This is a genomic window from Ktedonobacter racemifer DSM 44963, assembly GCF_000178855.1.
In the GTDB taxonomy this organism is placed as follows: Bacteria; Chloroflexota; Ktedonobacteria; order Ktedonobacterales; family Ktedonobacteraceae; genus Ktedonobacter; species Ktedonobacter racemifer.
In genome coordinates this window covers 1537129-1549230 of sequence record NZ_ADVG01000004.1, presented here as the reverse complement: position 1 = coordinate 1549230, position 12102 = coordinate 1537129, and the positions used below count along the sequence as shown (strand labels likewise).

The window sequence follows — 12102 nt, the reverse complement described above, 5'->3', positions numbered from 1 at the left end:
CACTCCAGGGTCTGCTTTTTCGCGCTCCTTCTGAACGGCTCCGGTGTGCGAGCACACCGGGGGCTGGTCAGCATCGGGGCTCGCAGCCAAGACCACTCAGGGTAGTCTCCCACAAGCCCCCCGGTTTACCGGTGGGGTCGCTGACTTCGATACTCATGGATGAGCATTAACGCATGCTATTTACCAAGCGACCAAGCTTCTCGATCTCAACAACGACCTCATCTCCGGGCTTGAGCCACTGTGGATCTTGCTTGCCCATAAGCACCCCTTCGGGCGTGCCGGTGCTGATCACGTCGCCAGGCTCCAGCGTGAGATACTGGCTTAAATAACTGATAATATAAGCCACGGGGAAGATCATATCGGTGGTAGTAGAATCCTGGCACAGCTCTCCGTTAAGCCAACAGCGGATACCCAGGCGCTGAGGATCGCCGACTTCATCGGCTGTGACCAGGTAGGGACCCACGGGAAGAAATTTATCGAGAACCTTGCCCAGCAGCCACTGGCTGGTGCGGAACTGGAGGTCGCGCGCGCTCAAATCGTTGGCATTGCAGTAGCCCAGGACCGAGGAGAGGGCCTCTTCGACGCTAACAAAGCGCGTCTGCCGCCCAATGACCACGGCTAGCTCCGCCTCGTAATCATACTGAACAGCGTTCTCGTGCAAGGATACCTCCTCGCCACTGGCGGCAAAACTATTGGCATATTTAGGGAAGAGCACCGGGCTTTCAGGGGCCGCCATGCCCGATTCAGCCGCGTGACGCCTGTAGTTAAGACCAACACAAATGATCTGCCGGTACGCGGCACACAGAGGCCATACTGGAGGGACTCTTCAGCCAGCAGCCACGTCCCCGGCTGCTCCTGAGCCTCCACAGCCTTCAGCAGATGGCGCAAGGCCGCAAGGCCTCGCTCGCCTGTGGCATATACTTCTTCAATGGTATCAGGCACAAACTCCATCGAGTGTGCAAGCAACTGCTCGCGCGCGACCACGACATCCACAACGCCTCGTGTGGTCTGGATACCCAGGCGTGGCCCGACAGGCGATTGAAAAGTAAGCAAGCGCATATAAAATATCCTCCTTAATAGTGGCTTGTTCAAACCGTACCATGCGCCACAGCTTACTGTCAAATTTGGGAAGCGTGCTCTTTAGCGCCTGTGACTTCTCGCCACTACGGTGTTGAGGAGATACATACCAGTAAGACAAAGAGACCATTTTAAGCTACACTACTCCTCCTGAAACGTCTGCTTATGGGGCGCTCCCATGTGTTTGTGGCAAAAGGCGGTTATCTGCGCTAACTTGCCAATAACGACCACGCTATCTCCCCTGGTGATGACCAGGCGCTGTGTAGGAGTGCTCAACATAGACCCGTTGCGCTTAAGCGCTACCAGCACTACCCCCTGGTGCAATAGTATATTCTGGGCATCTCGCATCGTCTGACCAATAATCTTTGCCGTTGGCGCAAGCTCCACCTCCTCAACCACTAGGTCTCCAGTCTCAGCTTGCATGATCGCTTCAAAGAGTTCGACCATGGCTGGCTCATAGACCAGGTTAGCCATATAGTGACCACTGATAGTGTAGGGTGAGAGCACGCGATTCGCCCCCGCTAGCTTCAGCTTGATTTTTGTTTCATCATGATTGGCGCGCGCTACAATGAATAACTCACGCTTGAGATGGCGAGCCGAGAGGGTGATCGAAATATTGTGCGCATCATTATCGGTCGCCACCAGCACGGTCCGCGCATGCTCAATGCCTGCCTCGCGCAAGATATCATCCCGCGTCGCATCTCCCTGCAGAGCCAGGTAGCCACGTTGCAGACAGATCTGAATATTCTGCTCATTCTCATCGACCACGATAAAGACCTTCTGCTCCTCCGTGAAATCATCGGCTATCTGCGAACCAACACGTCCAAAGCCACATATAATACAATGGTTGCGTAAGGCCCCGATTTTTCTATCCATGAGATGCCTCCTGACCGCCTGGTTAAAATGTCCCTCGATGATAAACTCCATGCCCGCGCCAAAGGTATAGAGGAGCGAACCGACGCCAAAGACGACGATAAATAAGGTAAAGATGCGACCAGCCTCGGTATCTGGATGCGAGCTACTACCTATTGTGGCCATCATATCCACAGTGGTATAGAGGGCATCGAAGAAGGAGAGTTGCTCAATCTCCATATACCCAACCGTGCCTCCAATAAGCACAGTCAGTACCAGCACAATCGCGATACGCAGGTGCCGAAAGGATGGGACCCGCGAAAAGCCACGCGAGGCAGGTGTGTGCGCATGTGACGATCGTCTACGGATCATTGAATGGCACCAATCTCTCAATTAGGAATGACAAAGATTCGGCTTGTGTTCTATAATCTAGAGAATTGCAGAGAAATTGGATAAAGGAACTTATGGGAGAATGAATCGACAATTCTATCATACACATACCGTTCGCTATGATGAATGTGATAACTATGGCTATCTCACTCCAGCGGCATTCTTACGCTATATGCAGGAGATCGCTTCTCTAGATGCTGAGGACATACAACTGGGGGGAGAGGGCTACTGGATCGTAAAGAGGACCGTTATTTCCTTCGCGACTCCGATCAAGATACATACCAAACTTGATTTAAAGACCTTTGGCATGGGCTTCACACGCATTACCGCGCAGCGTGGCTACGCGGCCTACCTGGCGGGCGAACCACACGATACGCCCGTAGTTAGCGCGCGCACGCTCTGGGTCTATGTGGACAAGCGTGGGCGTCCCACGCGTATGCCCGAAGGCACAGCCGAAATATGGCTACCGGATGGTCCGCAACCTCAGCAGCCAGAGGCGCCACTACCCACCTTTCCTGAAAGCGAGCCCCACCGCTCTGAGGCTACAGTACGCTTCTCCGATACCGATTTAATGCAGCACATGAACAACGCGGCCTATGTTGAGGCATTGGATAATGCCGCCTGGGAGGCCTATGCGCAGGCTGGCATTACGCCTGACAAGGCCATGCCCCAGATCCGCTCCTACGACATCGAATATGCCGAAAGTATTCGCTTTGGCGAGCAATTCGCAATCCAGAGCTGGTTCGACCCCTGGCCTACGGCTGGAGAGGAGTTCAGCCGCCTGCAACGCATCACGCGTAATGGAACAGTAGCGGGACGCGCGTACTCCCGCTGGCTCTGGCATGCTCAAGAGCTTTAGAAAAAAGATAAGGATGTGCAGTAGCGGCTGGCAATGCCAGCCGCTACTGCACATCCTTATCTTTTTTCTTTTAGCCAGGCAATCAGGTCGGCATCCAGGAGGGAGCGGTCAGGCTCAAACTGGCTATCATGGTGGTAGCCGGGATAGTCTTTCCAGGTCTTATCGCGACTGGCCAGGTGCTCGTAGAGCTTCCGGTTGGTCTCAATAGAGACAGCGGCATCATCTTCAGCCTGTAAGACAAGCGCGGGGATCGTGACCTGCCTGGCCCGGGCGAGCGCCGCGAGACGCATCTGCAAGATCTGGATGAGCATGGCAGCCGTCTGGCGCTTGCCCCAATAGGTATCCGCCTCGAGCATACGTATAGCCTCTGGATTGATTGTCATTGACTTTGCGCCATCACCAACCGTCCAGTAGCGCCGGGAACCCAGGAGGCCACCCACGAGGATTTGCAGCACGATTAGCGAGGGAACCTTCGCCGTGTCCTGAATCCAGGAGTTGAGCAGGATCACCCCGGCCAGGTCCTCGCCGTGTCGAGCCGCGACATAAGTGGCAAAGAGGCCGCCCATGCTATGTCCCAGGAGATATATAGCCGCCTCTGGATGACGCTTGCGTATTTCGGCGAGCATAAATACAACATCATCTATATATGTGCGATAACGGTCAATATGACCAGCCATCCCACCCGAGCGGCCAAAACCGCGATGATCCATGGCGTAGACCGTAATGCCCTGCTCAGCCAGGACATTGCCCAGGTCAATATACCACCCGCTATGTCCGCCGAGGCCATGCAGGATCAAGAGCACGCGCGTGGCATGCTCATTGACCCAGCCACGCACAAAATGCGGGCAACCGTCCGCCGTGAGCAGTGTCTCGGTGGTCGCACGCACGTCAGGGATCTCTCGCATGGCGCCCCAATCACCCGGCGCCTCTGGCTGAAAAGACATATTCAGACCTCCTCAAAACAGTACGAGCATCCCGGGCGCGCGCTCCTGGTATTATATTTGACCGATCAAGCGAGCCAGGCGCTCTCGTTCATCTTTGGCATTTGCCACAGCGATGGGCATCACCAGCAATTCATCCAGGCCGGATGCCAGTAGCTTCTTTAAGTGCTCCGTAATCGCGGCCTCATCCCCTGTGACAACCAGGTTCTCAAGCAGCGCGTCACTCAGCTCACCCTCGGGTGAAACGGGGAAGCCCGCCTCGGCAAACATACTGACATAGAAGGGCAGGTGTCCATAATGCCCCAATTGCTTGTGCGCCGCCGCGCTCACCGCCTGCCGATCCTGGCTGAGGGCCACCGGAATATGCGCCACCAGAGGTGGGACCGGGCGTCCAGCCTTCGCAGCCCCGGCTCGTAGCGCTGGCAAGGACTTCTCAAGCAGGTAGGGAACCGGGCAAACCCAGGAGAGCGCACCATCGGTCAGCTCACCCGCCAGGCGAAAAGCCCCCTCGCGCAAAGCAGATATCAGAATCGGCGTATGCGGCGTGCGCGGAAGCGTGCCCTTGACCGTAAAGAAGCGCCCCTGATGCTCAACTTTACCATCCCAGAGCGCCGCACGCAAGACGGTCACATACTCACGCAGGTGCTCCTGTGGGCTATGCATAGGGATACCATAGCCCCCCTCAATAATCGGCCGATGGCTTGGACCCACACCTAGACGTAAACGCTCTGGAGCGATGTCATTCAAGGCCAGGGCTTGCTGCGCCAGCGCCAGGGGATGACGTGGATACGTTGGCACGATAGCCGTTCCCAGGCGAATGCTTTCTGTCTGTACCGCGGCGGCCGCGAAGAGAGTTAGCGTATCGGGAGACAGTCCCCCTTGCGTCATCCATACCTGGCGCACGCCAGCCTTTTCAGCCGCCACAATCGCGGCAATGGCCTCGGACGAGGTGGCGCCAAATACCGCCAGCCCTACGCGCTCACGCGTGGTTTTCTCATGTGTTGACATCCCATGTATTTCCTTTCAAGCCTTGTAATCGAGAGTGGATGTGTTGTAATACTAGTAACAATCATACCGATACCTTATTCTACTAGATTGGATGGTATACCTTGGCCTTTAGCTTTCTTCACCAGCTCGAATGCCCGCGTTGTCACGCGAGCTATGATCCAGATACTCAGGCACATCTCTGTACCTGTGGCTCACCCCTGCTCGTACGCTATGACCTGGAGGCTGCAAGCAAGCAGCTCAGCAAGCAAGAGTTACAGAGGCGTGAACCCTCGCTCTGGCGCTATCACGAGCTGCTGCCAGTTCGCTCGCCAGAGAACGTCATCACCCTGGGCGAAGGCATGACACCCCTTATTCCCCTCAAGCGCCTGGGGGCGCAACTGGAGATGCCTAATCTCTATGTAAAAGATGAGGGCGTGATTCCTACGGGCAGTTTTAAGGCGCGCGGCGCCGCCGTTGGCGTGTCACGTGCCAAAGAGCTGGGCGTTAAAACTCTGGCCATGCCAACCAATGGCAATGCCGGAGGCGCCTGGGCGACCTATGCCGCTCGAGCGGGTATCGAGGCCGTTATCGTCATGCCCGAGGGAGCGCCAACTATTACGCGTAACGAATGCGCTATCAATGGCGCGAGGCTCTTCCTGGTCAATGGCCTGATCAATGACGCGGGAGCCATCGTCGGGCGTGGCGTCAAGGCCCATGGCTGGTATGAGGCCTCGACCCTCAAGGAACCATACCGCATCGAGGGCAAGAAGACAATGGGCTATGAGCTCGCGGAACAGTTCGCCTGGGATGTCCCCGATGTCATTCTCTACCCCACCGGTGGCGGCGTAGGCATCATCGGTATTTACAAGGCCTTGCGCGAGCTACAGCAGATGGGCTGGATTGGTGAACGCCTGCCACGGCTGGTCGCGGTCCAGGCCACGGGCTGCGCCCCCATTGTCCAGGCCTGGCAGGAGGGCAAGCCTGACTCCCAGCTCTGGCCCAACTCGCGCACCATTGCCTTCGGCATCAACGTTCCCAAGGCCCTGGGCGATTTTCTCGTGCTCGAAGCGGTCCGCAACACCGATGGCTGCGCCATCGCCATCAGCGATGAAGAGCTGCTCCAGGCTCAATCCAGGCTGGCCACCACGGAGGGCCTCTTCGTCTGCCCCGAGGGCGCCGCTACCCTCGCCGCCGCGGAGCAACTACGCGCCAGCGGCTGGATCAAAGCTGACGAGCGTGTAGTCCTGCTCAACACAGGCACCGGCCTCAAATATCCCGATACGGTCCAGGTAGAGGTCCCACTGCTCCAACCGCAGGATAACCTGCCAGTAACTTAAAGGAGCCATATGGGGCACAACGCTGCTAAAGCATGCGTCTACATATAATGATACGATATTCTCCGTGCCATTATATGTAGACGCGTGCTTCAGCAGCATCGGCCAGCTCTACCTCTACATAGTGGAGAGTGTGATGGCAGCCTGGCTCCGCCAGGCTGCCATCACACTCTCCTTTCCTTGTGCGCCGCAGGCGCGAAGGCTTACCAGACAAGAAAGCCTCTCTTATACCGTTCTCCGACACTTGGACAAATATGGACAAGCCACATTCACCCGGATCGGTTCCTGCTTCACCGAGGGCAGTTTCACTGAACCATCTCACGACGGATCAGCCAGAGCTGCCCTCTCCGACAGGCGTTTCACCCTTCCCGAGGAACTCCCGGTAGGGACCTGGCTGCCCGCTCAGATACAAGATCGCCAGCGCTGCCAGGTTCAGCGCGGCATTGAGGTCACGATCGATCACCAGCTCACAGGCCGGATGCTCGCAGACATAGATGCGCTCTGAAAGGTCTATCTCTTCTTTGATATGGTTGCAGCCAGAGCACAGTTTGGTGGAAGCAAACCAGCGATCTGCCCACAGCAGGTTTTCTCCTTGCCAGAACGTTTTGTAGCCCATTTGCCGCTTGAACTCGCCTAATCCGACATCGCTGATTGCCAGAGCCAGCTTGTGGTTCAGTGCGCATCCCTGCCACATGGAGGTCTTCAAGCACGACCACGGCAGGACGCCTCTGGGCATCCAAGGTGCGAGCCTGGCGCAGCAGTTTTTTCATCTGCTTGGCTTTGACCTTGTTCGCAATGGTTTTCAGCAGGGGTTCTGGGGGCGGCTCCTTCTTTGATCGCTTGCCACGCTTTGGCTTCACCTTGGCTTTCGGCTCTGACAACGTAGCAGCAATCTCAGCTTTGCGGATTTCACGTTCTTCTGGCGTCAGTTGGGCGCGGGTGAGCTGGCTCGTGCCTTTGTGGAGGGCATCCTCGCGCACATGAGAGACGCGGGCATACTTGCGCGCTAATTTTTGACGGGCTTTGGCGCGGTTCTTGCTCCCTTTCTGTTTCCGGGAGAGCCAGCGATGCAGCCGCTTGATCCGCTTGAGTTCGGATGTGAGGGCTTTGGGGTTGGCAATGGCACGCCCATCGGAGCATTGGGCCAGGGTTTTGATCCCGGTATCCACGCCGATCGGCGGACCAGATGCCTGTGGGGGATCGGGCACCTGCTCACTCACCTGCACCGAGACAAACCAGCGCCCTGCCTCTTCACTGACCGTGGCCGAGAGCACAGCGACGCCGCTGGTAGGCAGATAGCCACACTCGTGCAGGCGCAGCCGTCCGAAGCGCGGCAGTTCAATGGCTTGCTCGTAAATATGAATGCTGCCTGTCAGTCGGAAACTGCCCACTCCTTTCCGTTTGGTCTTGGGCTTGGGGAACCCCGGCTTGCCCTTCCACTTGCCTTCTTTCTTGAGGCCACAGCGGCGGAAAAAGTTCCTGTAGGCTTGATCCAGATCGCGTAACGCCTCCTGCGGCGCGGCTTTTGACACCTCGTACATCCAGGGAATCTCGGTTTGCTTGAGCGTGTTCAGTTCCCGGTGCAGTTCCATCGCGCTGATCCAGCGTTTCTCCTGTTGATAGACCTCTTGCTTGCGTCTGAGCCCCCAATTCCAGGACCAGCGCACTGCGCCTGCATGCTGTTTGCAGAGGGTGATTTGTTGGTGATTGAGATCTAATTGCGTGCGATAGCCGCGTGTAATCAGCATCGATCCGGTCCTGCCTGCATCTTAAGAACGCCTCATCAAACGCACTCCTCGGTCCGCTCCTCTTTCATGAGAGATTCCACGCACTGCTTGATGCGTTCGGCTCTGTGCCGAGAGCCGCGCCTGCCGTACATCCGGGCCGCCATACTGGTAATGAGGCTGACAACGTCATCGACGAGATCGTCCTGCGTCTCATGGGGAAAGATGGCTTCGATGCGGCGTCCCTGGGCTTGGAGCAGCGTTGTGAGATACCTCCACCCAAAACGGGTGCCACGATCGCGGTGTTCGACAAGAATGGTGCCAATACTTGGGTCGGCCAGCAGCTTGAGGAATTTCGGGCGGTTGTCGTTGAGGCCCGATGCAATTTCGACGACGTCTTTGGCCACTGGGTAGCCACGGGCCGCCGCGTAGTCGCGCAGGCGTTGCACCTGGCGCTCGAGATCGCTTTTTTGATCAGCAGAGGACACGCGCGCATACAAGGCGATGCGCCCCGTCTCTGGCTTCTCCGTCACCGGATCGCGCACGATCACCGTCCCTGCGGGCGTTTGGTAGGCATCGAGGGTCCCGGCTTTATACCACCGCCAGGCGGTTTTATAGGTGACTCCCGTTTTTTTGGCATACTGACTCAACTTCATGTCCATAGATTACCATGAAATATCCATATTAGTCAATGTACTCTAAAATATTTTTAACCCCCCAGAATTGAGAAACTCCGTTTTAGTGTACTTCAGCAATTGACAAGCAAGAATCCTATACGGTATAGTTAATAAGGATATTATTAGTATCTTGATAAACTAAGTCAACATATTTTGCGGTAGCGGCATAAGAGCATGAGCGCAAAGGGGCGACTTGCAGGCTTCCATAGAGGGAACAGGGTGTTGATTTAGGTCATAACGATGACAGGCTATCCTGATAGGCATATAGGTAAACGGAGTTCCTGCATGAAGCTATTGCTCAGTTGCATTTCTACGCAACACTCGACGCTCAAACAACACTGGACCCAGACACGCGAGGAGACCTCCTGCCCGCTGACCGTCCTTGGAAGCAAACAGAAGCCTGGGGGTGATCTCGGCGGCTTGGTCTGCCTTATCGATGACCTGGGAGCCACACAGAAGGTGCTCAACCTGAGCATGGCGGCTGGACTGGCACCATTCGAGAAGGATGTCCTGGTCACCACCTTTGATAGCATCCACCGGGTTGATACGCAACTGCAAACCCTTCAGAGCGATTTTATTAGCTCTCCGCTCTTCAATGCCCTGCACTCTGTCTCACGCACCCGGCGCGGCTATCTCGTCGCCAGCACAGGCATTGATCTCCTGGTCGAGTTCAGCCCTACGGGCGAGGTACTCTGGACCTGGTGGGCCACCGACCATGGCTTTAGCCACACTCCCACAGGCGAGCTCCGTGAGCTTGATAAAGAGGCCGATCACCGCATCATCAAATACGGCACGCTCCAGCAGACCACGCATGTGAACTCCGTGGCTGAGCTACCCGATGGACGCGTCCTGGCGACCCTCTTCCACCAGGGTACGGTTATCGCCATTGATCGCGAAAGCGGGAAGTGGGAGACCATCCTTGAAGGACTGGACCATCCCCACTCGGTACGCATCCTGGATGAGGAGCATTTTACCGTCGCCGACACCGTCCACGGCAAAGCCTTGCTCGTACGCCTCAATTCCTCCGGTCACGGCACCACGATTGAGGAAGAGGTGGATGCAGGCACAAGCTGGCTCCAGGATTGCAGCTACAACGCACAGCATAACGTCTGGGTGCTTGTCGATGGCAAGCATACGCGCATCCTCCTGAAACGTGGGCGCAGGAATGGCGAGGTCGCGCAGCAGAACATTGCTCAATTCGACCTCAATCCCGAGTGGCGTCTCTACGAAGCCTACGCCTTCTAGGCACAAGTCACGCGTATTTTTATTCAACACAATGCACATTTTTCCGAGTTGTTGGTGTGGTGGATGCTGGCAGCCTGTGGCTGCCAGCATCCACCACACCAACAACTCGGGCGAGCGCCGCGGGCGCGAGAAGTAAGGAAGAGAAGTCAAGCATGGCAAATACAGGATTTACGATCTGGTTCACAGGCCTCTCAGGGGCCGGAAAAAGCACCCTCTCCGATGCCCTTGAGAAGCGCCTGCGACAGCATGGGCGCAACGTTGAGATTCTTGATGGCGACATCGTGCGTACCCACCTGAGCAAGGGCCTGGGCTTTAGCCGCGAGGACCGTGATACCAATATCAAGCGCATCGCCTTCGTCTGTGGCCTGCTCACACGCAATGGCGTAGTGTGCATCTCCGCCGCCATCTCGCCTTATCGCGAGGCCCGCGAGTGGGCGCGTCAGGAGATCGGCAACTTTGTCGAAATCTACGTGAAATGTCCCATTGAGGTCTGTCGCGACCGCGATGTCAAGGGTCTCTACAAACTGGTGGACGAGGGCAAGATCAAGAACTTTACAGGTGTGGATGATCCCTATGAGGAGCCAGAGCATCCTGAACTGATCATCGAGACCAATACCGAGACAATCGAGGAGAGCATGCAGCGCATCCTGCACAAACTCGTGGAGCTAGAGTACCTGGATGCCAGCTATCTCGAAACGCCAATTTCAACCCTGTAGGGGCCATGCTTGCATTGCCTTAGTCCGAGCAAGCTCTGACCCTACGACATCGCACCCATAGAATTCTTATTTACAGTAAAGGCAGGATAGATACTCATGACAGACGGCTTGATTGCTCCTCATGGCGGCACATTGATCATCAACCTCGCCAGCCAGGCCGAACAACAAGAGCTTCGTGAACGCGCCCAGGCTCTTCCTCAGATTGTCATCGGCTCGCGCCAGCTCGCGGACCTGGAACAACTGGCGAATGGCGCCTATAGTCCCTTGAAGGGTTTCCTCAACCACGCGGACTATGAGAGCGTCGTAAACACGATGCATCTTAGCAATGGCCTCCCCTGGTCTGTACCCGTGACCCTGGCAGTCTCAAGCAAACAGGCTGAAAAGCTCCAAGAGGGTTCCGAGGTCGCGCTCGTGGATCAGGCAGACGAGTTACAGGCTGTACTGACGCTGGAAGAGAAGTATACCTATGATAAGCGACACGAGGCACGCCAGGTCTACCGCACTGAGGAAGAGGCCCATCCAGGCGTCAAGGTTGTCTATCAGCAGGAAGATGTCCTGCTTGGAGGTCCCGTGCGCATCGTGTCCTTGCAGCAGCAGAACTTCGCGCAGTATCGCTACACGCCCACGCAATCGCGCCAACTCTTCGCCGAGCGCGGCTGGAAACGCGTTGTAGGCTTCCAGACTCGCAATCCCGTGCATCGCGCGCATGAGTATATCCAGAAGTGCGCCCTGGAAACCGTGGATGGCCTCTATCTGCATCCCCTTGTCGGCGATACCAAGAGCGACGATATTCCCGCCGATGTGCGTATGCGCTGCTACGAGGTGCTGCTGGAGAATTACTACCCGGCGGACCGCGTGCTCCTGGGCGTGCTCCCAGCCTCGATGCGCTATGCTGGCCCACGCGAGGCCATCTTCCACGCCTTAATGCGCAAGAATTATGGCTGCTCACACTTTATCGTGGGCCGCGATCACGCGGGTGTCGGCAACTACTACGGCACCTATGACGCACAGAAGATCTTTGCCGAATTTGATCCTGCCCTGCTCGGCATTACACCCATGTTCTTCGATAATTCCTTCTTCTGCCGCGAGTGCCAGTCCATGGCGTCGCAGAAGACCTGTCCGCATGGCGCGGAACATCATGTGACTTTAAGCGGAACAAAGGTACGCCAGTTGCTGCGTGAGGGGACGCTCCCACCACGCGAGTTCTCGCGTCCAGAGGTCGCCCGCATTCTTATCGAGGCCATGCGCGAACCCGTAGCGTAAGGACGCGCCACATACCTGCTCTGTGACAAATACAACG

13 protein-coding genes and 1 pseudogene are annotated in these 12102 nt (G+C 56.5%); 5 read left to right on the top strand and 9 right to left on the bottom strand.

Going from position 1 to position 12102, the window contains the following annotated elements:
- Window positions 1-166: 166 nt before the first annotated feature.
- The 3 genes from KRAC_RS48425 to KRAC_RS48420 form a co-directional block, all read right to left on the bottom strand.
- Window positions 167-736 (bottom strand): fumarylacetoacetate hydrolase family protein, encoded by a 570-nt coding sequence (locus KRAC_RS48425; RefSeq protein ID WP_244422537.1) that lies wholly within the window; start codon window positions 734-736, stop codon window positions 167-169.
- Window positions 619-1059 carry a hypothetical protein gene (locus KRAC_RS77380; protein WP_244422536.1) on the bottom strand — a complete coding sequence of 147 codons (441 nt, stop codon included), beginning with the start codon at window positions 1057-1059 and terminating at the stop codon, window positions 619-621. Before KRAC_RS77380 ends, KRAC_RS48425 begins: the two co-directional genes overlap by 118 nt.
- A 159-nt stretch (window positions 1060-1218) precedes the next feature.
- Window positions 1219-2301 (bottom strand): potassium channel family protein, encoded by a 1083-nt coding sequence (locus tag KRAC_RS48420; protein ID WP_007919905.1) that lies wholly within the window; start codon window positions 2299-2301, stop codon window positions 1219-1221.
- Window positions 2302-2401: 100 nt separating this feature from the next.
- Here KRAC_RS48420 and KRAC_RS48415 point away from each other — a divergent pair, with 100 nt between their 5' ends.
- The gene (locus KRAC_RS48415; protein ID WP_007919903.1) at window positions 2402-3178 is read left to right on the top strand and encodes an acyl-[acyl-carrier-protein] thioesterase; all 777 of its coding nucleotides are present in this window, start codon (window positions 2402-2404) and stop codon (window positions 3176-3178) included.
- Between the two features lie 56 nt (window positions 3179-3234).
- Here KRAC_RS48415 and KRAC_RS64050 read toward each other — a convergent pair whose 3' ends face one another.
- Together KRAC_RS64050 and KRAC_RS48405 are read right to left on the bottom strand one after the other, a co-directional pair.
- Window positions 3235-4122: an alpha/beta hydrolase gene (locus KRAC_RS64050; protein WP_007919901.1), complete on the bottom strand. Its 888-nt coding sequence runs from the start codon at window positions 4120-4122 to the stop codon at window positions 3235-3237.
- A gap of 51 nt (window positions 4123-4173) precedes the next feature.
- Window positions 4174-5127, bottom strand: a complete 954-nt coding sequence (locus KRAC_RS48405; RefSeq protein ID WP_007919899.1) for an LLM class flavin-dependent oxidoreductase — start codon at window positions 5125-5127, stop codon at window positions 4174-4176.
- A gap of 101 nt (window positions 5128-5228) precedes the next feature.
- Here KRAC_RS48405 and KRAC_RS48400 point away from each other — a divergent pair, with 101 nt between their 5' ends.
- Entirely contained in the window at window positions 5229-6443 is a 1215-nt protein-coding gene (locus KRAC_RS48400; RefSeq protein ID WP_007919898.1) for a threonine synthase, read from the top strand.
- A 70-nt stretch (window positions 6444-6513) separates the two neighbouring features.
- Here KRAC_RS48400 and KRAC_RS77375 read toward each other — a convergent pair whose 3' ends face one another.
- From KRAC_RS77375 to KRAC_RS48385, 4 genes are all read right to left on the bottom strand, one after another.
- Window positions 6514-6654 (bottom strand): hypothetical protein, encoded by a 141-nt coding sequence (locus KRAC_RS77375; protein WP_244422535.1) that lies wholly within the window; start codon window positions 6652-6654, stop codon window positions 6514-6516.
- A 114-nt stretch (window positions 6655-6768) separates the two neighbouring features.
- Complete coding sequence (locus KRAC_RS77370; RefSeq protein WP_244422587.1) at window positions 6769-7020, bottom strand: zinc ribbon domain-containing protein; 252 nt, start codon at window positions 7018-7020, stop codon at window positions 6769-6771.
- Window positions 6908-8188, bottom strand: a complete 1281-nt coding sequence (locus tag KRAC_RS48390; protein ID WP_007919896.1) for an RNA-guided endonuclease TnpB family protein — start codon at window positions 8186-8188, stop codon at window positions 6908-6910. Before KRAC_RS48390 ends, KRAC_RS77370 begins: the two co-directional genes overlap by 113 nt.
- A 35-nt stretch (window positions 8189-8223) precedes the next feature.
- Window positions 8224-8826, bottom strand: a complete 603-nt coding sequence (locus KRAC_RS48385; RefSeq protein ID WP_007919895.1) for an IS607 family transposase — start codon at window positions 8824-8826, stop codon at window positions 8224-8226.
- A 300-nt stretch (window positions 8827-9126) separates the two neighbouring features.
- Here KRAC_RS48385 and KRAC_RS64045 point away from each other — a divergent pair, with 300 nt between their 5' ends.
- The 3 genes and pseudogenes from KRAC_RS64045 (at window position 9127) to sat (ending at window position 12065) form a co-directional block, all read left to right on the top strand.
- Window positions 9127-10086 carry an aryl-sulfate sulfotransferase gene (locus tag KRAC_RS64045; protein WP_007919894.1) on the top strand — a complete coding sequence of 320 codons (960 nt, stop codon included), beginning with the start codon at window positions 9127-9129 and terminating at the stop codon, window positions 10084-10086.
- A 143-nt stretch (window positions 10087-10229) separates the two neighbouring features.
- A pseudogene (gene cysC / locus KRAC_RS48375) lies at window positions 10230-10802 on the top strand (adenylyl-sulfate kinase); the annotation flags it as partial.
- A gap of 96 nt (window positions 10803-10898) precedes the next feature.
- Window positions 10899-12065: a sulfate adenylyltransferase gene (gene sat / locus KRAC_RS48370; RefSeq protein ID WP_007919892.1), complete on the top strand. Its 1167-nt coding sequence runs from the start codon at window positions 10899-10901 to the stop codon at window positions 12063-12065.
- Window positions 12066-12102: the final 37 nt, after the last annotated feature.

Bases quoted from the DNA above. Each gene is read 5' to 3' on its own strand.
- KRAC_RS48385 (WP_007919895.1), bottom strand. From the start codon at position 8,826: ATGGACATGAAGTTGAGTCAGTATGCCAAAAAAACGGGAGTCACCTAT.
- KRAC_RS48390 (WP_007919896.1), bottom strand. From the start codon at position 8,188: ATGCTGATTACACGCGGCTATCGCACGCAATTAGATCTCAATCACCAA.
- sat (WP_007919892.1), top strand. From the start codon at position 10,899: ATGACAGACGGCTTGATTGCTCCTCATGGCGGCACATTGATCATCAAC.
- KRAC_RS48405 (WP_007919899.1), bottom strand. From the start codon at position 5,127: ATGTCAACACATGAGAAAACCACGCGTGAGCGCGTAGGGCTGGCGGTA.
- KRAC_RS48415 (WP_007919903.1), top strand. From the start codon at position 2,402: ATGAATCGACAATTCTATCATACACATACCGTTCGCTATGATGAATGT.
- KRAC_RS48420 (WP_007919905.1), bottom strand. From the start codon at position 2,301: ATGATCCGTAGACGATCGTCACATGCGCACACACCTGCCTCGCGTGGC.
- KRAC_RS64045 (WP_007919894.1), top strand. From the start codon at position 9,127: ATGAAGCTATTGCTCAGTTGCATTTCTACGCAACACTCGACGCTCAAA.
- KRAC_RS48425 (WP_244422537.1), bottom strand. From the start codon at position 736: ATGGCGGCCCCTGAAAGCCCGGTGCTCTTCCCTAAATATGCCAATAGT.
- KRAC_RS64050 (WP_007919901.1), bottom strand. From the start codon at position 4,122: ATGTCTTTTCAGCCAGAGGCGCCGGGTGATTGGGGCGCCATGCGAGAG.
- KRAC_RS77380 (WP_244422536.1), bottom strand. From the start codon at position 1,059: ATGCGCTTGCTTACTTTTCAATCGCCTGTCGGGCCACGCCTGGGTATC.